The organism is Corallococcus sicarius, assembly GCF_003611735.1.
Classification (GTDB): Bacteria; Myxococcota; Myxococcia; order Myxococcales; family Myxococcaceae; genus Corallococcus; species Corallococcus sicarius.
In genome coordinates this window covers 1-24,651 of record NZ_RAWG01000132.1, presented here as the reverse complement: position 1 = coordinate 24,651, position 24,651 = coordinate 1, and the positions used below count along the sequence as shown (strand labels likewise).

Genomic DNA, 24,651 nt, shown 5'->3' with positions numbered 1-24,651 from the left:
GCCATGGCGCAAGGGATTGCCACCTGGCTGCCTCGGTGCCCCACCTGCCACCGCGCCAACCTCCGACGCTCCCCGCGAAGACTGCTCGCTCTCCCCGTTCATCCATCGGGCCCCTGACGCAGTAGTGTTATGCGCGGCGTATCCCCTGATTCCTTGCCGAAACGACCGCGTGCGGAGGCTGCGCGGAGATCTGCGACCCCACGGCACCTGTTACGGTCAGCGCCGTCTTCTCGGAGGTTGCCTGCCGGTGCTCCTGGTTTTCCGTCCGTTGCTGCTGCTGTCCCTTCTTCTGCTGGGCACGAACGTCACGGCTCAGGAGCCTTCACGAGGGCGTGAGTTGGTGCAGCGGCGGGTGACACTCTCCCAGTCCGCAACCGGCAAGCCCGTGGAGCTGCACGTCGCTTCTGGCTCCCTCACTGCATTGGAGTTCGACTCCCCCGTGGATCGTGCAGGAGTGAAGCTGGGGGACGCCAGAGACCGTTTCGAGCTGATCGTGGCCACTGACCGGCTGATCATGCTCAAGCCCACAGGCGACGTGGGAACGAGTGAACGCGTGCTGCTGACCGTGCCCTTCGCGGACGGCATGGCCCCAGCACGCGCTGTTTTCGCTCCCGTCACGAACGCCACCCAGGTGGATGCGCAGGTCCAGGTGTCGCGGCTGCCACGCACGGCCGAGGCGGTGCAGGCCGAATTGGACGAGATGCGCGCCGCATGCGCGGGAAAGAACATCGAATTGGAAGCGCTCCGGGCGCGAAGCGCGGCCACGGGACCCTCGGGCATGCTCTTGGCTGGGATGCTGGATCCTGTCGGTATCCAGGTGAAAGAACTCAAAGCCCAACTGTTGAAGCCCGCTAACGGGCTGACGGTAGAGCGTCTCACCGCCTTCCGAGGCACAGGGTGGGTCGCGCTCTCGCTTGAAATCACGAACGAAGGGGCGGCGCCCTGGACGCCCACGGAGGCCCGACTGTCCTCGGCGCGCGGTGGGCGCTCCCATGCGATGGTGGCGATGCGAGAGCCTCACATCGCTCCGGGTGGGAAGGCGCAGGTCGTGGTGGAGGCCCGTGGCGAGGATTGGCCTAAAGACGCCACCCTCCGGGTGGAACTGCGCGACAGCGCGGGAGAGCGGCGCCTTCTCATCCCTTCCCTGGTGTTCTAGAAGCGCGGGCCATGCTGCTTTTCATTCCCGCCAGCTTGAAGCCCGGGCAGATGGTGGATGGCTGGCGCGTGGTGAAGGCCCTGGGTTCGGGATCCTTCGGCGCCGTCTACCTCGTAGAGAAAGAGGGCCAGCGTTTCGCGCTGAAGATGGCCATGCACCGCGCCAGCAGTGGAGACGCGGAGCAGTCGGACGCGCGCCTGATGCGGGAGATGGTCTGCCTGGCCCAGGTGAGCGGCCATCCCAACATCGTGCGCATGTATGCCCACGGCCGATGGAACGACGCGACCCGGGGCTGGCTCTACGTCGTCGAGGACTACGTGGAGGGCTACACGCTGGGCGAGTGGATGGAGAAGACGCACCCCACGGCGCACGAGGTGGTGGCCCTCTTCGTCAAGCTCGCCTCCGCCCTGGCCCACGTGCACGCGCGGGGTGTGTTCCACCGTGACTTGAAGTTGAGCAACATCCTCGTGCGTGCCTCCGACGGTGAGCCCTTCCTGTTGGACTTCGGGGTGGGCAGCTACGCGCGGGCGCCCGAATTGACGGACTCCCCCCTGCCGCCCGGCACCCGGCGCTACCGCTCCCCCGAGGCCACGAAGTTCCTGCGCGAGCATGGCGAGGAGTCCGAGGCGCGCTACACTTTCAAGGCCACGGATGATGTCTACGCGCTGGGCATCTGCCTCTATGACCTGCTGACGATTGCGCGCCCCTGGAGTGAATCTCCGGCCATGTTCCTGGGGGGCAGGCTGGAGTTGCCCGCGCCGCATTCGCTCAACCCTCGGGTGCCAGCGGCCCTGGGCGCGGCCGTCCTCCATTTCGTTGCCCGCGATCCGGAGAAGCGTGCCCCCACGGCGGAGGTGATGCGGCGCGAGCTGACGGCATTACTGCCTGAGGTGGGAATCGCTTGGAGGGAGCCCTTCCACGTTCCCAAGCCCCACGTCCAACTCGCCCCCGAGGCGCCACCCCTCATGCCCTCACAAGAGGTGCCTGCCCCGGCCGCCCGGCAGGGACTGGTGACCGCGCGAGGGGCCTTCATGGTGGCGCTTGCCGTGCTCCTGGGCGGCCTCGTGCTCTGGCGCTTCACGACACCCTCGGAATCTCTTCCCACTGCACAGCGGACGCCGTTAGCGCCCTCCTCCGCATGGCAGGTGAATCCAGAGCCGAAGCAACCTGCTCCCCCTCCAGCGCCCGCCACGATGCCCCCTGAAGTAGCCTCTCCCGTGTCCGCACCCGAGCAGAAGGAAAGTCCTCCCGTGAAGCGCGCTCCCTCGCCCATGTCTCCGCCGCCCGCTCCCGCTATCAGGAAGCCAAAGCCCCTGGCCGTCTCCCCGGGCTGGCCTCCGGCGGAATGGGGTGGCTTCCTCAAGAAGTGCGCGGGTCTGACCGCCGCCGCTGCCCTCCAGATGGGCTGCCCGGGAGCCCAGGTGCGGCCCGAGGCCGCGGACTGCCCCGAGGCCGCACGCAAGGCAATGTTCACCAAGAAGGCGGACGGCGGGTTGGGGTTGCGGAAGAATGCCTATGTCGCCTTCTACGCGGACGCGCGTCAGAGGCGCGCGGGTCATGATGGGATCTTCCGCGAGGGGCCCGTGACGGGGGAGGTGTACACCGACGAGCAGCGCGCATTGCCCAAGGGCACGCTGCTTTACGGCTACCTGTGGACGGGGAACAAGGACCTGCTGCTGGGACGCTACACCGAGGCCCGGCTTCCGAATGGCCAGAGGGTGCCGGTCTGCATTGAGATGGGAAACGAGGACGAACTCGGATGGACCACGAGAGCCGAGGAGTCCAAGCCGGGCGAGATCGTGACTCGCAGTAACCTGTCTGGCATCGCGGTTGAACGTTGGCGTTGAGGCTCCTGCCCGACGTAACGCTCATTTACAATTCAGCCCCTGTCCTTCTCACCCGGAGTGAGAGGGATTTCGGGGGAGTTGAACCCGCCGCGTCGTTCCCGAGGATCGATGCGGGCACTACCTTGCAAGTTCCTTCGCGCGAATTCCTCTCGCGTAGGCGCAAGGGGTATCCGCATGGCCCATCCGTCTGATCTGCCGCTCTCCAGCGGCGTCGTGCTCTTTACGCAGGGGGACACCTCCTACGAATTCTTCCGGGACCTGGGAGTGGGGCGGCTGGGAGAGCGCGTCCTGCTCGCCTTCGTCCGGACGCCCCAAGGGCTGGGCGACTGCGTGGTGCTCAAGTGCATCCCTCTGCCACAAGGCGAAGAACTGTCCGAAGGCTTTCAGCACACGCGGACGCGGCTGGAGGAAGAGGTGCGGCTCGCGCGCTACCTCCAGCACCCGCGCATCGCGCGCGTTCATGGACTTGTCGAGATGACGCATGGGCTGTGCGTGGTGATGGAGAACCTGGAGGGCTTGTCCCTCAACACGCTGCTGTCGGTGGCCCAGGCGCGCGGACGCTACTTCTCTGAGTCCTTCGTCCTCTACGTGGGCGCGGAGGTCGCGGCGGCGCTGGAATACGCGCACACGCGCACGGATGAAGCGGGCACGCCGCTAGGCATCGTCAACCGTGACGTCAACCCGGGCCGCATCCGCCTGGGGCCGCGCGGTGAGGTGCGGATGACGGACTTCGGCGTGGCCCTCTCCCGGTTGACGGGCCGCGTGGCAACATCCTTCCCCCGACCCCAAGGCGAAGTCCTCTATGCCGCGCCTGAGGCGTTGCTGGGCGACGCGGTGGATGCGCGGGCCGACCTCTTCTCCCTGGGGCTGACCCTGCTGGAGTTCGCCACGGGGCGGCACCTCTACGACCCGGGCCACCTGCTCGCGGAAGGGGTGGAGGCACGGCTGTCGCGGGAGGAACGAGAGAAGGTGCTGGCAGCGTCGGTGGCCTCGCTGGGGCTCAATCTGCCGCCCTTCGCGGAGGACATCATCCGGTGTGCCATGTCTTATCGCTCTGAAGACGTGGAGCGCGCGGCGGAGGGATTGTCCGTGCCCCTGCGCGACATCCTCCACACGCTGCTGCGGCCTGAGCCTTCGGCGCGCTTCGCCACGGCGTCGGAGCTGGCGGGTCTCCTCCGCGCGCGTCTGGCTCAGTTGCCGCCCTACTCGGGGGAAGACGCGGTGAAGGAGGTTCAGCAAGCCCTCATGGAAGCGGAGAATCTGCTCTGGGACATCGCTGTGCCGGATGATGAGGGTGGGATCTCTATGCCCCTGCCTACCACCCCCCACCCTGAGGAGATTTCGACCGCACCCGCGAGTCGTAGGGTCTCAAGGGAGTGGGCCACGACGCGCCACCCGGACGAAGTGACGACTGTGCCCGGGGAACGACTGCATCGCGATAGATGATGGCAGACAACAAACAAAGAGCCTGAGTGGCGGCTCTCTCCAAGGTCAGTCCTGTCATTCGCGTAATCCGCGAGGACTTTCTGTGAGAAGAATTACACGCGCACCTCGCTTCCCAGCAGAAAAGCATGTCAGCCGCTGGTCGAATTCACTTCCCCAGGTGGATGGCATGACGGCAAAGTATGGCGATGGACAAAATCGAACCGCCTCGCGTAGTTACACCATCGGAACATTTTGAGTTCTCTAATCCATTTTTGATGGATCTCTTGCGTAGCTATGGCTGCCTCATTGCCATGGGCGATGATGGTTTTGTGCAAGCAAAGGGGACGGCATTTTTTGTAGAAATCGATGGACAGAAGGTGCTGGTGACTGCTCGCCACGTCGCTTTAGCCGAGGGGTTGCAGGACAGAGAATGGCTGCTGATGGTTGCTCCTCGAAATGTTGAACATGGGGTTGTTACCGATGCCGAGGTGTTTCGATTTCGAGGCCTACAGGTTGTGTGGGAGTCAGTGTTGCTTGATGTTGCGGTCTTGCTCCCCCCAGATGGATTGATTGACGCTGAGGGGTATATCTTTCTACCGGGGGAGCGAGACGCGCGAACGACCACGGAATGGGTTCGCAAAATTTGGCGTGAACGGACAAGCGAGACGACTGCTCTGCCAATTTTTGTGCTCGGCTTTCCGAACTTTGGGCATCTCGTTGATCGCGCAAGAGGAACTGAGCAGCCAAGTGCGTTGCCGATGATTGCTTATCTTCGTCAGCTTGATGATAGCCCATGGTCAGGGATGGGACGGTTTGCACCTCAGATGTCAATGGAGATCGAAGCTTCCAATGCGCGTGAATACTCTGGAGATCTCAAGAATTTGGCTGAGAAGTTTGTGGAGAATATGGGCGCAAAGGACAAGGAGCCGTTTGGCGGATACAGTGGCGGCCCCGTTGTCTATGTCGCAGCCAACGGTGTGCGTGTAATCGGAACTGTCCGAGAGGGCAGAAGCTACCAGGGCGCTGCTGGCCCAGAATTCGTTCAAGTGTTTGCTTCTGTGTGGGACGACGTCGTCACGGCGCTTCGAGCTTCTTCTGCTTGGAATGCGTTCCTGGCTAGTCGTGATGGCTAATGAGGCTCAGAGCTGCTTCATTGCAAAGGGGGGCGCCACGCGAATCCGACAGAAGGCTTTTCATGGCGCCTCGCTTCGCTCTGTCAGTGTGATTCGGGCCAAGTTACCCCGCCCAGCGGCGCTTTGCCCTGAGTGCCGTCCAGCGCCAGCCACTGCCAATCAACTTTCGCCAAGCCGTCATAAGAGAGCAGCCCTGGTGCCGAAACTCGCGGAAGGTGCCTGAGGCCAACAGCGCTCGGAAACGCTGGTAGTCCGAGCAGGAATGGCGCAGGCCCATGACCTTCAACAGCCCCCACTACGTCCCCGTGCGCAGCGCTTGATGAGGTCCATCCAGGGCCTGTTGGGCATGTACTCGTAGGCTATGGCGGCCCAACGGGTGCTTGGGGCGGGCCGGTGGCAGAGGCTCAATCCGTCACCACGGCTAACCCGGCACCCGCCAGCCATCGTCCTGCTTCACTACCTCATGGTCGCTTCCTCCTGCTACTTACCCGGCAGGTGGCCGACCCTCTTCCCTCTCGAGGCAGGCTCTATTCGGGCCGATTGCTATTCAACGAAAGAGCTTTCCGCTAAGCTTTAACATGCTCGGCTGGCTCGTGACCAAGGTTGCTTGCACCAGATAGGAAAACAACGCTTCTCTGGCTCGGTCCTCGGTGCATGCATTTTTCGCTGCAATGTCGGATGCGATTGTGTCAATGGCGGACTTACAAGTCTCCCGCTGGAGTCTGCCGGTCTGTCCTACGTGCGCATTCACTGATGCCTGCGAGATTCTGAGGTTGGTTATGCCGGTGTGAGTCTGGATTCCTTGTGTGTGTGTCGCAATGTCGCCGCGAAGCAGTTCGCAAAGGCCCACTTCTGGTGTCCAGGGCAGGAACACAACGTTGTTCTTTTGATTGTGATACAGGCTCTGTGGGACAGTAAGCTCTGGCGCAGGAACCCCAGGCTGTGTCGTTGGGGGCATGCAATCAGGCTCTGCATCAGCGTCGAGAACAGCCATGCGCCGAGTCATATTCGGAATGAAAGCTTTGCTTCGTTCGAGGAACCTCAATACTTCCTTGTATCCGCCAATCACCGCGACCTGAACAGTTGGAAGGCTTCCGGTACCACTCGATTGCTGGCGCTTGATGTGTTGCCGCCACATCTCGTCCAAACAGTGCTTCGCTGCCACGTCCTCGACGAAGAGCAACTTGTCAGGCGCGCTTTCTTCGTCGAGAGACAGATGCTGGAGTGCATAAGTGGGGTAAACATGTCGATGGATTGTGACGTTGCCCCCATCGTTCTCCAGATAGATGATGTTTGAGCGTTTTACACTCTTGATCAGACTGGATGAGTGGGTCGAGACTAGTGCAGTGCAACTGGCCGCGTTTGCGAGTTTTTCGATCTCTCTGAAGAGTCGAATCTGGGCGGCCGGATGCAGGGCCATCTCGAACTCGTCAATGATGTAGAGGCCCCCATTTTTCATGCCCAGGAGCTTCTGGCCGAGACGCATCACGCAAAGCTCACCGAGACTGAAAGTTTTCTCGGAGTAATATGATTTCTTCTTGTCTGTCGGAGCTGATTTGTCGATCAGGTGGGCAATGAGATTGCGTCCACGCAGTCGGATGCGATACAGATTGTTGAATCTTGTAGTGTCGAATACTGAATTCATGAAATTCCGCAGCATCTGGTCTGCGTGCTGCTTCTTGATGCCTTTTAGTTCATTCTGTGTGGGCTCGACACGCGACGAGTCGGCCTTGAGAAATAGCACCTCTGAGAATGCCTTGCCTATGATGGTGCTGTTTGATCTTGGCGTTGCCGACCATCGTGTGTAATTGTATTGATAGGTGACTGAATTTCCATTGACGTCGTATTGGATTGTCGTTTCGTCGATACCATCTATGCCGGTAGTGTTCTTGCCGCCTGGAAGCCCAGTTTGGAAGGCGTTGGAAGCACCCATGCGGTGCAAAACCGTCAGCAACGAAGTCTTGCCGCATCCGTTGGCTCCAGTGATGACGAATGCGCCACTCATTGGTACATCGAATTCCAGGGTCTTGATCGCCTTCAGGTTTTTGATCGTCACCTTTACTGCCATTTTTGGCCCTGCCTCTCTGTCGAAGTAGTTGCGCCGCGATATCGGATTCTGACTCTACCGAAAGAGCCGCGAAAAGCATCCTGATTGAGTCGCAGGGGCATATAAATTAGAAATCGAGAGAAGCAACTGGCGCCACATTGGCCAAGGCAGCTAGGCAGGCGAGGGGCAGAGTCGGATTGACGCCGGCGGATGTAGCCGAGGAAGCGGGAGTTTGCCGCCAATAGTCTGAAGCTCTGATTCTCTCCGCCCTCCATGCCTTCAGGGGGGGGGGGGGGCATTCGCCGCTCGGTTTGGCTGACGTGTCAGACCCAGCGGGTATGTCCGGGTTCTGCACACCGCACCGGAGTGCAGTCAGGAGGCGCGAGTGATGGGCAACGGTTGGTGGGCAGTGCTGTAGCGCAGGATGGTTCGTTGGCTCTCGACCGTTCCGGATGAGGTCGTGAGCTGGGAGAAAGAGCTAATCGAGTTTGCCTGAAGGAGCGATGGTTTCACGGAGAGAACAGGAGGGTTGTCAATGACGGCGTCTAGCAATGAGAGGGGTCGAGGGCGGTTTCGTGCGATTGTTGAGCAGACCATTCAGCTCGCTCGCGCGATGGACGAGGAGTACGAGCGGTTGTATCCGTCCACCGGTGGTCTTTTGACCGCGTCTGATCTTGTGAGGCGTGAAGTGGACGCGCTGACAGGAGTGCGTCCGCGCCCTGCGGAGCAGGCTTTCAATCAACACCTTCAGGTGCTTGATGCTGCTGACTTGGTCGCGCTGGTTACGCTTCATTATGTTGGGCGCGATTTTCAAGAGACAGATAAGCCCGAGAAGGTATTGCAGCGGCAGCGTATTGGTATGAAGTCCTCCCGCGCGGCCGAAGATGCACGCGAGAAACTCTCCGAACGCAGCCGTTTGGATGGGCTATTGGTCCAGGGGCTCAGGAAGGCCAGGAGTATTGGGCTCGATATTGAGGCGCTTCCGCTCACTAAGTAGCTTGTAGCAGGGTGTTCGTGCATGCCCGGCACCTTGAGTTGGCATGTGCCCCCAGTGTGCCCCTCCAGCGTGGATTGAAGGGGCACACCAGGGAACTCCCCGGAACAGCACGGGATGGCGTCCCGAGCGAAACCAGGGCGACAGATGGGTAACCGCGCGTCCTGCGTGAGGTTTCCTGTCGTCCTGGCGAAGGTGACGCTCATCTACGCCATCCAGTAGCAGGTGGAGCACTGGAGCGCGTCGAGCCATGGGACGGCGCGCTCCTTGGTTTCCGGGGAGAGGTGGGCGTACCGCATCGTGATTTCGATGGATCGCTTCCTCGCAGGTGGTTCATGGACCCAGAGGATTTGGAGTTCTCGCTGGCTGTGGCAGGTCCAGAGAACGCCCCGATTCCAATTTCCGGAGCGTGGGGGCTCGTTATGTGCGGCGTACCCTCTGATTTCTTGCCGAAACACTCTCCTGCGCGGGAAGCGTGAAGGCCTGCGACTCCACGTCCCCTGTTACGGTCGGCGCCGTCTTCTCGGAGGTTGCCTGCCGGTGCTCCTGGTTTGCCGTCCGTTGCTGCTGCTGTCCCTTCTCCTGCTGGGCACGAACGTCACGGCTCAGGAGCCCCCACGAGGACGTGAGCTGGTGCAGCGGCGGGTGATGCTCTCCCAGGCCGCAGCCGGCAAGCCGGTGGAGTTGCACGTCGCTTCTGGCTCCCTCACCGTGCTGGAGTTCGACTCCCCCGTGGACCGCGCGGCTGTGAAGCTGGGGGATGCCAGAGACCGTTTCGAGCTGATCGTGGCCACCGACCGGCTGATCATGCTCAAGCCCGCAGGCGACGTGGCAACGGGTGAGCGCGTGCTGCTGACCGTGCCTTTCGCGGACGGCATGGCCCCAGCACGCGCTGTTTTCGCGATCATCACGAACGCCACACAGGTGGATGCGCAGGTCCAGGTGTCGCGGCTGCCACGCACGGCCGAGGCGGTGCAGGCCGAATTGGACGAGGTGCGCGCCGCATGCGCGGGAAAGAACATCGAATTGGAAGCGCTCCGGGCGCGAAGCGCGGCCACGGGACCCTCGGGCATGCTCTTGGCTGGGATGCTGGATCCTGTCGGCATCCAGGTGAAAGAACTCACGGACCCGCTGTTGAAGCCCACTGACGGGCTGACGGTAGAGCGTGTCACCGCCTTCCGAGGCCCAGGGTGGGTCGCGCTCTCGCTTGTAATCACGAATGAAGGGGCGGGGCCCTGGACGCCCACGGAGGCCCGGCTGTCCTCAGCGCGCGGTGGGCGCTCTCATGCGATGGTGGCGATGCGAGAGCCTCATATCGCTCCCGGCGGGAAGGCGCGGGTCGTGGTGGAAACCCGTGGCGAGGACTGGCCCAAGAAAGCCGCCCACCAAGTGGAGCTGCGCGACAGCACGGGAGCGCGGCGCCTTCTCATCCCCTCCCTGATGTTCTAGAAGCGCGGGTCATGCTGCTTTTCATTCCCGCCAGCTTGAAGCCCGGGCAGATGGTGGATGGCTGGCGCGTGGTGAAGGCCCTGGGTTCGGGCGCCTTCGGCGCCGTCTACCTCGTGGAGAAGGAGGGCCAGCGTTTCGCGCTGAAGATGGCCATGCACCGCGCCAGCAGTGGAGACGCGGAGCAGTCGGACGCGCGCCTGATGCGGGAGATGGTCTGCCTGGCCCAGGTGAGCGGCCATCCCAACATCGTGCGCACGTACGCCCACGGCCGATGGAACGACGCGACACGGGGCTGGCTCTACGTCGTCGAGGACTACGTGGACGGCTACACGCTGGGCGAGTGGATGGAGAAGACGCACCCCACGGCGCACGAGGTGGTGGCCCTCTTCGTCAAGCTCGCTTCCGCCCTGGCCCACGTGCACGCGCGGGGTGTGTTCCACCGTGACTTGAAGTTGAGCAACATCCTGGTGCGTGCCTCCGACGGCGAGCCCTTCCTGCTGGACTTCGGGGTGGGCAGCTACGCGCAGGCGCCCGAATTGACGGACTCCCCCCTGCCGCCCGGCACCCGGCGCTACCGCTCCCCCGAGGCCACGAAGTTCCTGCGCGAGCATGGCGAGGAGTCCGAGGCGCGCTACGCTTTCAAGGCCACGGATGATGTCTACGCGCTGGGCATCTGCCTCTACGATTTGCTGACGATGGCGTGCCCCTGGAGTGAATCTCCGGCCATGTTCCTGGGGGGCAGGTTGGAGTTGCCCGCGCCGCATTCGCTCAACCCTCGGGTGCCAGCGGCCCTGGGCGCGGCCGTCCTCCATTTCGTTGCCCGGGATCCGGAGAAGCGGGCCCCCACGGCAGAGGTGATGCGGCGCGAGCTGGCGGCATTGCTGCCCGAGGTGGGAATCGCTTGGAGGGAGCCCTTCCACGTTCCCAAGCCCCACTTCCAACTCGCCCCCGAGGCGCCACCCCTCATGCCATCACAAGAGGTGCCTGCTCCGACCGCCCGGCAGGGACTGGCGACCGCGCGAGGAGCCTTCGTGGTGGCGCTCGCCGTGCTCCTGGGCGGCCTCGTGCTCTGGCGCTTCACGACGCCCTCGGAGGCTCCTCCGGCGTCACAGCGAGCGCCGGTAGCCCCCTCCTCCGTACGGCAGGTGGCCCCAGCGTCGAAGCAACCTGTTCCTCCGCCAGCGCCTGCCAAGATGCCCCCTGAAGTAGCCTCTCCCGTGTCCGCACCCGAGCCGAAGGAAAGTCCTCCCGTGAAGCGCGCTCCCTCGCCCCTCTTGCCTCCGCCTGCCGTCTCCTCCAGGGAGCCAAAACCCCTGGTCGTCTCCCAGGGGGGGCCCCCGGTGCAATGGGCTGGCTTCCTCAAGACGTGCGTGGGCCTGACTGCCGCCGCCGCCCTCCAGATGGGGTGCCCGGGAGCCCAGGTGCGGCCCGAGGCCGCAGACTGCCCCAAGGCCGCACGCAGGGCGATGTTCAACGACCCGGAGGACGGTGGGCTGGGGTTGTGGAAGAATGACTATGTCGCCTTCTACGCGGACGCGCGTCAGAGGCGCGCAGGTCATGATGGGATCTTCCGCGAGGGGCCCGTGACGGGTGAAGTGTATACCGACGAGCAGCCCAAACTCCCCAAAGGCACGCTGCTGTACGGCTACCTGTGGACGGGGAACAAGGACCGGCTGCTGGGGCGCTACACCGAGGCCCGGCTTCCGAATGGCCAGAGGGTGCCGGTCTGCATCGAGCTGGGAAACCACGAGGACCTCGGATGGAGCACCAGGGTAGAGGAGTCCAAGCCGGGCGAGATCGTGACTCGCAGTAACCTGTCTGGTGTCGCGGTCGAACGTTGGCGTTGAAGCTCCTGTCCGACGTAACACCCGTTTACAATTCAGCCCCTGTCCTTCTCACCCGGAGTGAGAGGGATTCCGGGGGAGTTGAACCCGCCGCGTCGTTCCCCCGGAGCGATGCGGGCACTACCTTGCAAGTTCCTTCGCGCGAACTCCTCTCGCGCAGGCGCAAGGGGTATCCGCATGGCCCATCCGTCTGATCCGCCGCTCTCCAGTGGCGTCGTACTCTTCACGCAGGGGGACACCTCCTACGAATTCTTCCGGGACCTGGGAGTGGGGCGACTGGGAGAGCGCGTCCTGCTCGCCTTCGTCCGGACGCCCCAAGGGCTGGGCGACTGCGTGGTGCTCAAGTGCATCCCCCTGCCGCAAGGCGAAGAACTGCCCGAAGGCTTTCAGCACACGCGGACGCGGCTGGAGGAGGAGGTGCGGCTCGCGCGCTACCTCCAGGACCCACGCATCGCGCGCGTCCATGGACTTGTCGAGATGACGCATGGGCTGTGCGTGGTGATGGAGAACCTGGAGGGATTGTCCCTCAACACGCTGCTGTCGGTGGCTCAGGCGCGCGGGCGCTACTTCTCCGAGTCCTTCGTCCTCTACGTTGGCGCGGAGGTCGCGGCGGCGCTGGACTACGCGCACACGCGCACGGATGAAGCGGGTCTGCTGCTGGGCATCGTCAACCGCGACGTCAACCCGGGCCGCATCCGTCTGGGACCGCGCGGTGAAGTGCGGATGACGGACTTCGGCGTGGCCCTCTCCCGGTTGACGGGGCGCGTGGCGACATCCTTCCCCCGGCCCCAGGGCGAAGTCCTCTATGCCGCGCCCGAGGCCTTGCTGGGCGACGCGGTGGATGCGCGAGCCGACCTCTTCTCCCTGGGGCTGACGTTGCTGGAGTTCGCCACGGGGCGGCACCTCTACGACCCGGGCCATCTGCTCGCGGAAGGGGTGGAGGCACGGCTGTCGCGGGAAGAGCGGGAGAAGGTACTGGCAGCGTCGGTAGCCTCGCTGGGACTCAATCTGCCGCCCTTCGCGGAGGACATCATCCGGTGTGCCATGTCCTACCGTTCCGTGGACGTGGAGCGCGCGGCGGAGGGCCTGTCCGTGCCACTGCGCGACATCCTCCACACGTCGCTACGGTCTGACCCTTCGGAGCGCTTCGCTACCGCGTCGGAGCTGGCGGGCCTTCTTCGCGCGCGTCTGGCGCAGTTGCCGTCCTACTCGGGGGAGGACGCGGTGAGGGAGGTTCAGCAAGCCCTAGCGGAAGCGGAAAATCAGCTCTGGGACATCGAGGTGCCAGATGACGAGGGCGGCATTGCTGTTCCCATTCTCGATTTCCGACACCCAGATGAGGTTCCGACCGAGCCCGCGCCTCACCAGGACTCGCGGAAACTGACCGCGACGAAGCGTCACCCAGATGAGGTGACGACAGTGCCGGGCGGAGGACCGCAGCGACCAGGAAGAAGCACGCAAACTACCTAAAGTTCTAAGCAAGGAAACCATAACCGGCCAGCCCTTGCCGCCGGGCAGCGTTACTATCAGGAGTCGGACCTCTTGGTCCGATCTACCTTTCGATTATGAGCGGCGCTGTCATCGAGGGCACTATGAGCAAAGCCATTCGCAATGATGGGCGAACCACTGAGAACGCCAAAATCTGCGTCTTCTGTTTGAATTGCCCTGCATCAGAAGCGGAACATGTCCTGCCGAAAAGTTGGTATCCGTCCACCACCCCGAAAACAGTGCAGCGAGTGACTGTGCCGGTTTGCGGCGTGTGCGCTGATGAATTTGAAAAAACTGAGCGCGCGTTCAAAATCCCCTTGCTGATGGGGCTTGAGCCCAATCACGCCGATATGGCGGGGGTGTACGAGGCGTTCAAACGCTCTTGGCAATTTGATAAGGCTTCTTCACACAAAGAAGCAGGGCATCGAGCGGGACTGTTTCGAAAGATGTCGCGACAGGTGAGGTTTGTGGTTCGCCCTGCTCCGTCACGCCTAGAAGTGCCTGTGCGCACGCCTGCTGGGCTATATATCAAGGCATCACCAGCCATGACGCTGGACCGTAACGTCGCCGCGCGGATCTGCGAGAAGTTCGCCAAGGGATTCCATTTCAACGACTACGGCACCCCAATACCTGCAAGCACGCCGATCGGTTTTTTCTGGGGCAAGGATGTTGCTCCAGAGGTGCGAGCGAGTTTCCTCCCTGTCCCTGTGAACGGACGTCTCGCACCAGGATTGCGTTACCGCGTGCTGAAGGAAGGAGACTGCTCCATCTGGCTGTTTCTGCTATGGGGGCAGGTGGAGTTTGGTGCTCTTGTCGGTAAGCCGCAATCTGCTGAATGAGAACGCTCAACTATGGCAAAGAAGAAGATTCGGTTTGATACAAAAGCAAAGCGAGCCCTGTTGAAATGGCCAAGTATAACCAGCTCCCTGTGGCCTCCAAGCCGTCCCGGCGGCTCATGGCTCAGAGCGCAGCCGGTAGATGGAGCATCCACGGGGCCTCGACTGATGGCCGCTGGCACAGAAGCTTTTAAAACCCAGCCAGATGGTTTGTGGGTATTTATCGCGAAGGCAGATGGTTTTGCGGACTGTGTGGCGATCGAAGTTTGCGGCAGTAGGCAGAATTTCATGGACAAGCGGTCGCGCTATCAGCCGTCGACCACTGCGACCGTCCTTCATTGCCCGCGAAGATGGCTTCTCGGCCAGGTGCACGCTACGGACAGTGTATCTATTCGATGGCAGTTTGCGCAGGGTATTGATGAGGCTCCTGACGCGGACATTCAGTTGCCTGCCCGGTTTGTTCGAGTGCTCTATTTTCTTGAAGATGGCCTCTATAGGGACTGGCGTTCGGAGAGCATCCCGGCATCACATGAGTTTGTTGCAAGCTATGCTTCAATTGGGAGTTACAGCGCGCAGTCGATGCAGCGATTTCTCCGCCGCATGTCTCCAGAGCAGCATTTTTATACAAGACGGCATCGCAAGAAATCTTAGCTCAGCGGCGGGCACGGAGTGGAATTGATGGGAGTTGTGGGCCTGCTTGTGCTGGCTTGCTGCAGTGTACCCCTCCATCGTGGATTGAAGGGGCACACCAGGGAACTCCCCGGAACAGCACGGAATGGCGCTCAGCGCGAAACCAGGGCGACAGGTGGGTAACCGCGCGTCCTGCGTGAGGTTTCCTGCCGCCCTGGCGAAGGTGACGCTCTTCTTCGCCATCCAGTAGTTCCGGGCGCCCGCCCTCCTGCCCTCCTGGCGGGAGGGGAGGGCCGTCCGGCCGGTCGAGCCCCGGGCCTGAAGGCCGTGGCTCCCACAGGGACGATGCGTCAGCATGTTTCCCCGTGAGGAAGCGGGGCCCTTGCCGCGCTGGGACGCGGGAGGCCCCCTTTGCCCTAAGCGGGAGGTCATGGCCTATGCGTGAAAAGCGTGGGACGGCGGGCCTGCTGGTGCTGGGCCTCCTGGGCCTGGGAAGCGGACTGGCGTCATGCGGCAGTGGCGGCGGGGAGCCGAAGCCGGAGGGGGTGTCCGCCAGGCAGCGCGAGGGCCGCTCGGAGGTGCTGCGCGGGCTGATGGCCTCCAAGGAGCGCGTGGACCCGAGCGCGCTGAAGTCCGCGACCGAGGATGCCAGGGAGGCCACGGTCTCCTCGGATGCGCCCCAGGGCACGGGCGGTTCGGGCCGGCCGCAGGCCCACGGCTGGGCCGCGGGCCGGGTGTCCTGGGTAGGCGACAACGAGGTGCTCTTCGTGGACGGCCAGGGCCAGGAGCGCGAGGTCTGGGTGGAGGAGGGCACGCGGCTGCGCCGGGACGAACAGGTCGCGGAGCTGCGCGACCTGAAGGAAGGCGATGAGCTGCGCGTGACCTACGAGGCCCGGGACGAGGGGTGGATTGCAAGGGATGTGGAGGCCGTGCCCGCGCGCAAGACGTTCGAACCGGCGCCTCCGTCCTCGCCCCTGCGCTGAAAGAAGAAGGGCCGCGACCCTCAAGAGGATCGCGGCCCTTGTCACTTCAGGACGTCAGGAGCGGGGACTACGGGGTCGCCGCGCCGGGGCTCACGGTGGCGCCGAACGCGAAGTCGTAGTCGTTGTTGTTCGTGTCGCTGCCGTTCGGGACCCGCTGCAGGGAGCCCGCGGCGGTGGTCGAATCGGAAGCGGAGGTCCGGGTGCCCTCCATGAAGTTCAGCGACTTGTCGCCCGCGGCCGTGGTGATGGTGAACGTGGAGTTCTGGGCACCGTTCTCGTAGAACACGGTGTCGATGAGCGTGCCGGTCGCGTTCTGGATGAGGCCCACGCCGTCACCGCTGCCGTTCTGGATGATGTCGCTATTCGGGGTGGTGGTGGATGCCGACTTGATGACGAGCCGCAGCGTTCCGGCAGGCAGGGTCACGCTGTCGAAGAACGTCTGGGGCGCCGCGACGAGGTAGCCGCCCGCGGGCAGCGAAGTGGCCGCCGCGCCCGCCGCGTCCTTCGTATCGGAGAGAGCGAAGCGCAGGTACTCCTTGCGCGGCGGCGTGGCCGAGGCGTCACCGTTGACCAGCACCAGGAGGACATCGCTCAGGTCCGCCGCCTGGCCACCGCGGTTGTAGATTTCAATGAACTCCGCCGAGTCGGTGCCCACGTTGTCGTAGTCAATCTCGTTGATGACCAGCGAGGGGCCCGTGGGCGCAGGCGCCAGACCGACGAACGTCGCGCTCTTGGCTGCGGCATCCAGTTCCTTGCCGGCGCTGTCCGTCACCTGACCGGTGACGTTCAGCGTGTACTGGGTGCTGGCCGTCTGCTCGGCCGTGGTCAGGGTGACCTGGGCGCCCGACGCGGTCGCGGCGGAGATCGCCGTCGCGGGCGAAATGGCGAAGTCCGTGGCCTGCACGGAGGCCGCATTCAGCTTGCGGTCGAACGTCAGCCGCACTTCCGTCGAGCTCAGCGCGCGAGCCTGAAGCAGCTTCGGCGCGGGGCAGCTCAGCGTCAGGTCCGACGCGTTGTAGGCGGACGGCTGGGCGTTGGTGGTGAAGCGCCACATCGGTCCGGCCTTGAGGGTGAAGTTGCAGCCCTGCACCAGGTCCAGGTCCGACGCGAGCGTTGCCGGCGTGCGCAGCCGGAAGTTGGCGTTGCCGGTGGTGATGCCGGCCGTGGTGATGTTGAAGGCCACATGCCCGCTGCCGCTCGAAGCGCTCGCGCCCGCGATGGCGCCCGTCAGCGAGACGAGCTCGCTCTCGTACTCCGCCAGCTGCGTCTGCAGGTCGGCGGCGCTGGAGCGATCCACCGCGAGGCCCGCCGGCGTGGCCGTGTTCAGGTTCTGCACGGGGTGTCCACTGCTCGCCACCGTCGCCGCGGCAGCCAGCGTGGTCGCCGTCCGCACACCGTCGATGGTGTCCTTCAGGGTCACCGTCACGCTGACGCGATCACCCACCGCCAGCCCGCTCAAGGCGGCCTGGTCGCCGGCCACGAACAGGGCCGGGCCGTTCGCCTCGGCCTGGAGGAAGTAGCCGCTCGGGTCGGTGCCCACTGGGGGCTTGATGTACGTGACGAAGGCGTTGGTGATGGGCAGTGAGACCGCGCCCTTGTCCGTGGCGGCGAGGACCGCGGCGATCTGCGCGCTGGTCGCGACCAGGTCGATGCCAGGCACGTTCTCGCACGTCAGGGTCGTGGTGTTGCACACCTGCGTCAGCGTGCAGGCGGGAGCGCAGGTCACGCTGGTACCGCCGTCCGTGCCCGCGTCCACTTCCGTGCCCGCGTCCACCTCCGTGCCCGCGTCCTCCTCGGGCGGCAGGTTCAGGGTGCGCAGCTCACACTTGTTCTCCACGCAGGCAAAGGTCTGCCCGGCGGGCGCCGTGCCCTTGTCACGACAGTCGAACTGATCAACGCACTCGTCACCACAGCCCGTGCCGACCGTGATGAACACAGTGGTCACGAGCGCCGGCAGCCAGCTTCGCTTCAGCATGTGAATGCCTCCCATGGGGGTTTGCAGATTGCAGACTTCCGAATCCAGATACGGTTTCCCTTACACCTGAAAATGGAGGGGCGTCCATTTGCCCCACCGCGTGCCACAGGCCTGTCACGCGCAGGACCCGGGGAATCTGTGAAAGTCAGGGACTCTTCCGCGTCTGGGGGGCAGAAGGGCCCGCATAGAGGTCGATGATTTCACGGATGCCGCGCTGGCAGACGGCGCAGAAGGGCACGCGGTCCCGGGTGAACATCAGACAGTCCGCCTGCGGACGGTAGAATCCCTTCGACTCGTAGTGCGCGCCCTCGAAGGCCCCCACCTTCCCGGAGACCTTCTGCGTGCCCAGGAACTTCTCCTCCCAGTCCCGCTGCGACAGAAGGAGCGCGTCCATCTCCGCTTCGGGTTTGCGCTCCGAGCGAATCTTCTGACGGCGTTGCTGGACCTGGAGGGCGTGCGCGTCATACGCGGCCTGGTTCCACGGCGTGGGCAGGGGAGTGCCGGGGGACACCAGGTCCTTCCACTTGAGCTGCGCGGGGTCCTTCAGGGCGGTGACGTTCTTCTCCCATGGCTCCACGCGGTCCGCGGGTGCGGGGCCGTAGATGGGCGCGGAGGTGTAGTACTCGTCCGCGAGCCCCGCGAAGTGGTGACCGAACTCGTGGACGAAGACGTAGGAGGCCCAGAGGCTGTCGGCCGCCACGGTGCTGAAGAGGTTGAAGATGCCTCCGCCGCCGTAGGTGTTGCCATTGACCAATATCTCCACGAACTCGTAGGGCGCGAAGGCGGCGGTTTCGCGCAGGGCGGTGTTGTCGAAGGTGAGGATGTAACGCTCCGCGCCGAAGGCGTCGTAGGTGGAGCCCAGGGGCGGCCGGCGGTGGACGCCGGTGGACGGACGCGAGACGCCGGACTGGGCCGCCGCGGGCATCAGGCCCCAGACGTTGAAGTCCCCCTTGCGCTCCTTGAACGGGGAAGTGGCGAAGAGGGTGTCCACCAGCCGCCGCGCGTCCTTCTCGAACTTGGGGCGCTCCGCCTCCGTGTAGCCGTCCCCCAGGATGAGGAAGTCCACCTTGTCCGACGAGGGGCCGCTCTCCACGAGCTTGAACAGCGGGCCCGGCGCGGGCGGCGAGGATGGGTCGACGAACGGATCCTTCGGATCCACGACCAGCGACCACACCTCCCGGAATGCGTTCTGGGCGTCGCGCTTCTTCAGGATGACCTGGACGGGACGGTCCGGCGTGGGGAAGCGCAGCGACTCACCGAACGTGCGGTGGACCTCCTTCGCCTCGGGGGTGGTCTCCCACTCGCCGAAGATGGACGCGAAGCCGCGCGAGTACAGGAGCCGGTTCGTCTGCCGGTCCCGCACCTCGAAGAGGTACTTGCCCAGGTTCGTTTCGTCCACGGTCCGCGCCAGGTGGCCCGGCCAGGGGAGGGGCTCCACGACGAGCCGCTGGAGGCTGAAGCGCTCCTCGGTGGCGTTGCCGGTGTGGAAGTAGTCGACGCGGAACGTCCGGGGCGCGGCGAGGGCGGTGCTCGCCGTGAGCAGCAGCAGGAGGAGGGAAGCGCGCATGGGGCGGCACTCTATGCGCACCGCCCGAGGCGCTTCTCGCGGGAACGCCCGGTCAGAACGAACCGGACACCGCCGCTGCCGCGCCCGTCCCATCCGCCACCACGCCCAGCGTGACGGGCGGCGCCTTCGCGGGCGAGGACACGAGGAAGAGCACCGCCCCCGTGACGACAGCGGCCCCGCCACCCACGAGCAGCCCCGTCATCAGGCCGCTCTTCTTCACGAGCGCCCCGCGCAGCGCGACGGCCTCCGCGTCCGTGCTCACCAGCCGCCCATCATTGGCCGCGCGGCGGGCCTCCAGGCCGTCCAGGTCCTTCTGGGCCATCAGTCGCACGACGCCCGCGCCCCCCAGGGCCGCCACGCCCGCGCCCAGCGCCACATAGGACGCCACGCGCAGGCCCGTCCGAGGAGGGCCCGCGGTGGTGGACACCTCCGTCTCCTCCGACAGCCGGTTGGGCGCGGTGAGGTCCGAGCCCGTGCCGGAGGCCGACGCGCCCCGCCCGCCGCCCGCGTCCCAGGGGGCCCGGCCATTGGCGTTGTTCATCACCACGAGGTTGGAGGGCGACCGGCCGGTGGTGACGAAGTCCACGAGCGCGGAGAGCGCTTCACTGGGGGCATCCAGGCCCTGCGTCTTGAAGCCGCCCTCGCGCAGCTTCTGGCCGCCCTCCACGTTGAGCACCGTGGCGGCGAACCACTTGGGCCCGCTGCTCGGACGCTCCAGCCGTACGACGATGACCTCCTCCACGCCGAGCGTGCCGCCCAGGCGCACCGCATGGCTCAGCGTGCGCTCCTCGCTGCCGTCCACGATGGAGAGGCACGGGAAGGGCGCGGCCGTCACCGAGCCCTCATAGGCGAGGTCCACCAGCAGCGGCGTGTCCGCGCCCTGGACCTGCACCTGCCGGGGGAAGCTCACCGCGTCGCCCTTCACCACGGACAGCTCATACGCGCCGGCGGGCAGCTCCAGCAGGACTGGCGTCTGACCGACGCTCAAGCCCTCCAGGTACACGTCCGACGAGGGGAGGGTGGACTTCACCGACAGCTTCACCTTCGGGGCCCGCGCCTGGTCGCGGCGGAGCTTCTCGAACGCCTGCCGCAGGGACGGGGCGAACTGGTCCGGGTCCAGCTGGTACTTCGGCTGGAGGCGCAGGACCTTGAGGAAGGCCGCGTCGCTGTCCTTCGTCTTCCCGAGCCCCCGGTGGTTGAGCCCGTGCAGCAGCTGCGCGCGGACGTAGAGCTTCCAGCGCGACTCGCCCGGCGGCAGACGGCCGATGTCACGCAGGGCGTCGTCCAGGAGCTGCGAGGCCCGGGCGTTGCGACCCTCGTAGAACTGGTCCTGCGCGGCATCGAGCTGGCGCTGGAGGTCCTCGAACGAGCGGGAGGAGGCGGGGAAGAGCCGCGCACCGAACTCGGCGGCGCCCAGCAGGCGCTGGTCAGGGCGGGCACGCAGCGCGTCGTAGAACGCCTTCGACTGGCCGCTGAGCTCCGCGTCCCGGCAGTCACCGCTGGAGACCACCATCCGGTGGGGCGCGGCCTGCGCGGCGGCGGCGCACCCCAGGCACAGCAACAGCGCGAACGGCATCAGCTTCTGAAGCAGGGGCAGGGACACGGAGCGCATGGGCACGTAGGAGTGAAGGGATGCAGGGCCGACGATGCAGGCCGTGTTCCGTCCTCTACCGGACTGCTCGCCCTCCAGGCCAGCGGGCCCGGGGATTCCCTCCCGGTCCCGAATGTGGACGGCCATCCGGATTCCAGGCCGCCATGGTCCCTCGGCTGCCCTGCTGGCTGCTCCTCAGGTGGGCTACCGGAGGCCCGGGTACGACTCCTGCTTCGTCACCATTTTCCGACGTGGGGCGTCATGGATGGCGCCCAACGACCCTGTGGCACCCGAACCTTCGAGCCATCGAGCCACCCCGAGGAACCCACCCCATGGATCGCGTCTGGAAGAAGAAGGTCATCGTCATCACCGGAGCGTCGAGCGGTATCGGCCGCTCCACCGCGCTGCTCCTGGCGAAGAAGGGCGCCCACGTCGTCCTTGCCGCGCGCCGGGAAGAGCCGCTGGAGGACCTGGCGGCGGAGTGCGAGGCCCGGGGCGTCCAGGCCCTCGTGGTGCCCACCGACGTGGCGGACGCCGCCTCCGTGCGCCACCTGGCGGACGAGGCCGTGCGCGCCTTTGGCCACTTCGACGGTTGGGTGAACAACGCGGGCGTCTACATGCTGGGCAGTCTGGAGGAGACGCCGGACGAGGCGTTCCGCCAGCTCATGGAGATCAACTTCTTCGGCACGGTGAGCGGCTCGCGCGCGGCCCTGGGGCAGTTCCGCCGCCAGGGCTACGGGACGCTCGTCAACGTGTCCTCCACCTTCGGCTCCGTGCCCGCGCCGTACGTCAGCGCCTATGTGTCCTCCAAGTTCGCCGTGCGCGGCTTCTCCGCGTCGCTGCGCCAGGAACTGCTGAACACCGGCATCGACGTGTGTACGGTGATGCCCGCCGCCATCGACACGCCGCTCTGGCGCCACACCGCCAACTACACCGGCTGGCGCATCCGCCCGGTGGAGCCCGTCTACACCCCGGAGCGCGTGGCCCGCACCATCCTGCGCGTCCTGCGCCACCCGGAGCCGGAGACGCTCGTCGGCCCCGCGGGCAAGAGCTTCGCGACGATGCACGGCCTGCTCCCCGGCACCTTCGAACGCACGATGCGCGCCAGCACGGACACCCTGCACTTCAAGGACGAGCGGACAGGCCCCACCTCCGGCAACGTCTTCCAGCCCATGGCCGAGGGCACCGGAACGTCGGGCGGTTACCACGGGGCCGGAAAACAATGGCTGCGCCGTTTCCTGGTGGCCGGAGGACTGGCCGCCGCGGCGGTGACCCTGCGACGCCGTGCGAGCGACCGTCGCCTGGGCGCGCGGCTCTCCCACGCACTGGGCGCGTGATGACCATGTTTCAGGGGTGCGCCCTCATGCCGGGGGCCTCCGTGACGGGGCCATGACATGACCTGGGGAAGAGTCGCACCCGCCATGAACATCGCCGTCCTCGTCAATCTGCGTGCGCGTAAAGGGTCTGAAGGCATCGGGGGGCTCGTGCGCCACCTGCTGCCCCGGGCCCGGGTGGCCCTCACCCGTTCCCTGGAAGAGGCGCGGGAATGGGTGAACCAACTGCGCAGTGACCCGCCCAACCTGCTGCTGGCGGGCGGGGGCGACGGCACCATCACCGGCCTGCTCAACGAGCTGCGCTCCCAGGGCGTGGCCCTGCCGGCCATTGGCGTGCTGCCGCTGGGCACGGGCAATGCCTGGGCCCGCGTCACCGGCGCGCCCCGTCCGCACGTGGCCCTCAAGCAGATCGCCGCGTATGGCGAGCGCCTCCCGCCGCTGCGTCCCTTCTCGCTGGTGCGGGTGGAGGGCCGGGTGGCGCCCTTCGCGGGCACGGGCTGGGACGCGGAGATGATTCAGGACTTCAAGAACCAGCTCGCCATCGCCGGGCCGCTCAAGAGCACGCAGGCGGGCCTGCGCGGCTACATGGGCGCCATGTTCACCCGCACGGTGCCGCGCCACCTGTTCGGCGAGGGCAACCCGAACGTGTCCGTCTACAACGTGGGTGACTCCGCGCTGACGGTGGACGCGACGGGCGCGGTGCGGCCCATCCCCAACGGCGGGCCCGGGGCGCTCCTGTACCAGGGGCCCGCGGGCGTGGCCGGCGCGGCCACCACGACCGAGTGGGGCTTCGGCTTCAAGGCGTTCCCCTTCGCCCAGACGGTGCCGAACCGGCTGTCGGTGCGCGTGTACGGCGCCGGGGTGATGGAGGCCACGCGCAACATGTTCCGCCTGTGGCGCGGGGAGCACCCCATGCCCCGCATGCACGACTTCTTCGTGGAGCGCGTGCGCATGGACTTCGACCGCGAGGTGCCCTTCCAGATGGGCGGTGACGTGCTGGGCATGCGCCGCTCGCTGGAGTTCGACCTGGCCGGGGAGAACGTCCAGCTCGTCGACTGGCGCCGCCTGCGCCGGCTCGTCGAGGTGTAGGCGCGCGCGGATGGTGCTTGCCCGCACCGTGTCCACTGGACACGATGCCGCGAGCCCAGGCACGGGGCGGTACCCGGCGGGGACGGAGGCTTCCCACGTGAGCCACACCTATGAGTACCCGCGCCCGGCGGTGACGGTGGACTGCGTCGTCTTCGGGTTGGACGACGAGGACCTCAAGGTGCTGCTCATCCAGCGCGGGGTGGAGCCCTACGCCGGACGGTGGGCGCTGCCCGGCGGGTTCGTGCGCATGGAGGAGTCCCTGGAGGACGCCGCGCGCCGCGAGCTGGAGGAGGAGGCGGGCCTGCGCACCAGCCACCTGGAGCAGCTCTACACGTTCGGCGCGCCGGAGCGGGACCCTCGGGGCCGCGTCATCACCGTGGCGTACTTCGCGTTGGTGAAGCTCAGCGCCCACCACCTGCAGGCGGCCACCGACGCGCGCGAGGCGGCGTGGTTCTCCGTCTGGGACACGCCGAAGCTCGCGTTCGACCACGCGGAGGTGCTCGCCACCGCGCTGCAGCGGCTCAAGGGCAAGGTGCGCTACCAGCCCATCGGCTTTGAATTGCTGCCGCCCAAGTTCACCCTGTCGCAGCTCCAGCGGCTGTACGAGACGGTGCTGGAGCGCGAGCTCGACAAGCGCAACTTCCGCAAGAAGATCCTCGCCATGGACCTGCTGGAGGAGCTGGACGAGGTGGAGCAGGACGTCTCCCACCGCGCCGCGCGCCTCTACCGGTTCGACCACAAGAAGTACAAACAGCTCGAGAAGGCCGGCTTCAACTTCGAGCTCTGACGGCGCTCCCCTCCCACCGTTCACGACCCTGCTCCGAGCGGCCCTGGAGTGCCGGTTCCTCACGTCGCCTTGACTTCGTGTCATTATGACACTAACTTTCGTGTTGTAGGGACACGAAGTCAGGGCGGCCGCCGGTCGCCTCCTCGTCCTCCAGTCTCAGTCGTGCGTGCCCTTCGAGGGCCACGGGAGAGCCATGTCCACGCTGCCCTTCGATGTCGCGGTGGGTTCGGTGCAGGGCCGGGAGCATGCGCGCACGGGGCGCAACAACCAGGACGCGGTCTGCGTCCGGGAGGGTGAGCACGGGCTGGTGGCGCTGGTGGCGGACGGGTGTGGCAGTCAGCCGTGCAGCGAGCTGGGGGCGCAGCTGGGCGTGCGGCGGCTGGCGCAGGCGGCGCAGGCGCGGCTGGCGCGGGGCGAGGCGGTGGACGGAGCGGGGTTCCTGTCTCTTATACACATCTCCGAGCCAACGAGACCGG

At 65.5% G+C, this 24,651-nt stretch carries 19 protein-coding genes; 15 read left to right on the top strand and 4 right to left on the bottom strand.

Annotation, left to right across the window (positions count from 1 at the left end; genetic code table 11):
* Positions 1-247 precede the first annotated feature (247 nt).
* The 4 genes from D7X12_RS20910 (at position 248) to D7X12_RS42510 (ending at position 5,561) form a co-directional block, all read left to right on the top strand.
* Positions 248-1,156, top strand: a complete 909-nt coding sequence (locus D7X12_RS20910) for a DUF2381 family protein (RefSeq protein ID WP_158620087.1) — start codon at positions 248-250, stop codon at positions 1,154-1,156.
* Between the two features lie 11 nt (positions 1,157-1,167).
* Positions 1,168-3,003, top strand: a complete 1,836-nt coding sequence (locus D7X12_RS20905) for a serine/threonine protein kinase (RefSeq protein WP_120627040.1) — start codon at positions 1,168-1,170, stop codon at positions 3,001-3,003.
* A 174-nt stretch (positions 3,004-3,177) separates the two neighbouring features.
* On the top strand, positions 3,178-4,449 hold the full coding sequence (locus tag D7X12_RS20900) for a serine/threonine-protein kinase (protein WP_120627039.1): 1,272 nt from the start codon (positions 3,178-3,180) through the stop codon (positions 4,447-4,449).
* Between the two features lie 179 nt (positions 4,450-4,628).
* On the top strand, positions 4,629-5,561 hold the full coding sequence (locus tag D7X12_RS42510; protein WP_147443754.1) for a hypothetical protein: 933 nt from the start codon (positions 4,629-4,631) through the stop codon (positions 5,559-5,561).
* Between the two features lie 547 nt (positions 5,562-6,108).
* Here D7X12_RS42510 and D7X12_RS20895 read toward each other — a convergent pair.
* Positions 6,109-7,617: an ATP-dependent nuclease gene (locus tag D7X12_RS20895; RefSeq protein ID WP_208719179.1), complete on the bottom strand. Its 1,509-nt coding sequence runs from the start codon at positions 7,615-7,617 to the stop codon at positions 6,109-6,111.
* 526 nt (positions 7,618-8,143) lie between these two features.
* Between D7X12_RS20895 and D7X12_RS20890 the strand changes: the two genes are divergently transcribed.
* The 7 genes from D7X12_RS20890 to D7X12_RS20865 all read left to right on the top strand — a co-directional run bounded on the left by D7X12_RS20890 (position 8,144) and on the right by D7X12_RS20865 (position 15,832).
* Positions 8,144-8,605, top strand: a complete 462-nt coding sequence (locus D7X12_RS20890; protein WP_120627037.1) for a hypothetical protein — start codon at positions 8,144-8,146, stop codon at positions 8,603-8,605.
* 558 nt (positions 8,606-9,163) lie between these two features.
* Positions 9,164-10,051: a DUF2381 family protein gene (locus D7X12_RS20880; RefSeq protein ID WP_158620086.1), complete on the top strand. Its 888-nt coding sequence runs from the start codon at positions 9,164-9,166 to the stop codon at positions 10,049-10,051.
* Positions 10,052-10,062: 11 nt separating this feature from the next.
* Positions 10,063-11,898 (top strand): serine/threonine protein kinase, encoded by a 1,836-nt coding sequence (locus D7X12_RS20875; protein ID WP_120627035.1) that lies wholly within the window; start codon positions 10,063-10,065, stop codon positions 11,896-11,898.
* A gap of 174 nt (positions 11,899-12,072) precedes the next feature.
* Positions 12,073-13,365 carry a serine/threonine-protein kinase gene (locus D7X12_RS20870; RefSeq protein WP_120627034.1) on the top strand — a complete coding sequence of 431 codons (1,293 nt, stop codon included), beginning with the start codon at positions 12,073-12,075 and terminating at the stop codon, positions 13,363-13,365.
* A gap of 122 nt (positions 13,366-13,487) precedes the next feature.
* Positions 13,488-14,222: a hypothetical protein gene (locus D7X12_RS42505; protein ID WP_147443752.1), complete on the top strand. Its 735-nt coding sequence runs from the start codon at positions 13,488-13,490 to the stop codon at positions 14,220-14,222.
* Positions 14,223-14,234: 12 nt separating this feature from the next.
* Complete coding sequence (locus tag D7X12_RS42500; RefSeq protein ID WP_147443751.1) at positions 14,235-14,870, top strand: hypothetical protein; 636 nt, start codon at positions 14,235-14,237, stop codon at positions 14,868-14,870.
* Positions 14,871-15,286: 416 nt separating this feature from the next.
* The gene (locus D7X12_RS20865; protein WP_120627033.1) at positions 15,287-15,832 is read left to right on the top strand and encodes a hypothetical protein; all 546 of its coding nucleotides are present in this window, start codon (positions 15,287-15,289) and stop codon (positions 15,830-15,832) included.
* Positions 15,833-15,899: 67 nt separating this feature from the next.
* Here the strand turns inward: D7X12_RS20865 and D7X12_RS20860 are convergent, their stop codons facing one another.
* From D7X12_RS20860 to D7X12_RS20850, 3 genes are all read right to left on the bottom strand, one after another.
* Positions 15,900-17,807 carry a lamin tail domain-containing protein gene (locus D7X12_RS20860; protein ID WP_147443750.1) on the bottom strand — a complete coding sequence of 636 codons (1,908 nt, stop codon included), beginning with the start codon at positions 17,805-17,807 and terminating at the stop codon, positions 15,900-15,902.
* 145 nt (positions 17,808-17,952) lie between these two features.
* Complete coding sequence (locus D7X12_RS20855; RefSeq protein ID WP_120627031.1) at positions 17,953-19,374, bottom strand: IgA Peptidase M64; 1,422 nt, start codon at positions 19,372-19,374, stop codon at positions 17,953-17,955.
* A gap of 52 nt (positions 19,375-19,426) precedes the next feature.
* Positions 19,427-21,112 (bottom strand): PEGA domain-containing protein, encoded by a 1,686-nt coding sequence (locus D7X12_RS20850; protein ID WP_244224672.1) that lies wholly within the window; start codon positions 21,110-21,112, stop codon positions 19,427-19,429.
* Positions 21,113-21,297: 185 nt separating this feature from the next.
* Here D7X12_RS20850 and D7X12_RS20845 point away from each other — a divergent pair, with 185 nt between their 5' ends.
* The 4 genes from D7X12_RS20845 to D7X12_RS45595 form a co-directional block, all read left to right on the top strand.
* Positions 21,298-22,302, top strand: coding sequence for an SDR family NAD(P)-dependent oxidoreductase (locus D7X12_RS20845; RefSeq protein ID WP_120627029.1), 1,005 nt, complete (start codon positions 21,298-21,300; stop codon positions 22,300-22,302).
* A gap of 84 nt (positions 22,303-22,386) precedes the next feature.
* Complete coding sequence (locus tag D7X12_RS20840; RefSeq protein ID WP_120627028.1) at positions 22,387-23,388, top strand: diacylglycerol/lipid kinase family protein; 1,002 nt, start codon at positions 22,387-22,389, stop codon at positions 23,386-23,388.
* 97 nt (positions 23,389-23,485) lie between these two features.
* Positions 23,486-24,175 (top strand): NUDIX hydrolase, encoded by a 690-nt coding sequence (locus D7X12_RS20835; RefSeq protein WP_120627027.1) that lies wholly within the window; start codon positions 23,486-23,488, stop codon positions 24,173-24,175.
* 193 nt (positions 24,176-24,368) lie between these two features.
* Positions 24,369-24,651: protein phosphatase 2C domain-containing protein (locus tag D7X12_RS45595; protein ID WP_147443749.1), on the top strand; the 283-nt coding region annotated here is incomplete at its 3' end.

Excerpts from the sequence above, each read along its gene's own strand:
- D7X12_RS20860 (WP_147443750.1), bottom strand. The coding sequence starts at position 17,807 with ATGCTGAAGCGAAGCTGGCTGCCGGCGCTCGTGACCACTGTGTTCATC.
- D7X12_RS20900 (WP_120627039.1), top strand. The coding sequence starts at position 3,178 with ATGGCCCATCCGTCTGATCTGCCGCTCTCCAGCGGCGTCGTGCTCTTT.
- D7X12_RS42510 (WP_147443754.1), top strand. The coding sequence starts at position 4,629 with ATGGCGATGGACAAAATCGAACCGCCTCGCGTAGTTACACCATCGGAA.
- D7X12_RS20875 (WP_120627035.1), top strand. The coding sequence starts at position 10,063 with ATGCTGCTTTTCATTCCCGCCAGCTTGAAGCCCGGGCAGATGGTGGAT.
- D7X12_RS20845 (WP_120627029.1), top strand. The coding sequence starts at position 21,298 with ATGGATCGCGTCTGGAAGAAGAAGGTCATCGTCATCACCGGAGCGTCG.
- D7X12_RS20870 (WP_120627034.1), top strand. The coding sequence starts at position 12,073 with ATGGCCCATCCGTCTGATCCGCCGCTCTCCAGTGGCGTCGTACTCTTC.
- D7X12_RS20840 (WP_120627028.1), top strand. The coding sequence starts at position 22,387 with ATGAACATCGCCGTCCTCGTCAATCTGCGTGCGCGTAAAGGGTCTGAA.
- D7X12_RS20865 (WP_120627033.1), top strand. The coding sequence starts at position 15,287 with ATGCGTGAAAAGCGTGGGACGGCGGGCCTGCTGGTGCTGGGCCTCCTG.
- D7X12_RS20905 (WP_120627040.1), top strand. The coding sequence starts at position 1,168 with ATGCTGCTTTTCATTCCCGCCAGCTTGAAGCCCGGGCAGATGGTGGAT.
- D7X12_RS42505 (WP_147443752.1), top strand. The coding sequence starts at position 13,488 with ATGAGCAAAGCCATTCGCAATGATGGGCGAACCACTGAGAACGCCAAA.
- D7X12_RS42500 (WP_147443751.1), top strand. The coding sequence starts at position 14,235 with ATGGCAAAGAAGAAGATTCGGTTTGATACAAAAGCAAAGCGAGCCCTG.
- D7X12_RS20855 (WP_120627031.1), bottom strand. The coding sequence starts at position 19,374 with ATGCGCGCTTCCCTCCTCCTGCTGCTGCTCACGGCGAGCACCGCCCTC.
- D7X12_RS20850 (WP_244224672.1), bottom strand. The coding sequence starts at position 21,112 with ATGGCCGTCCACATTCGGGACCGGGAGGGAATCCCCGGGCCCGCTGGC.
- D7X12_RS20890 (WP_120627037.1), top strand. The coding sequence starts at position 8,144 with ATGACGGCGTCTAGCAATGAGAGGGGTCGAGGGCGGTTTCGTGCGATT.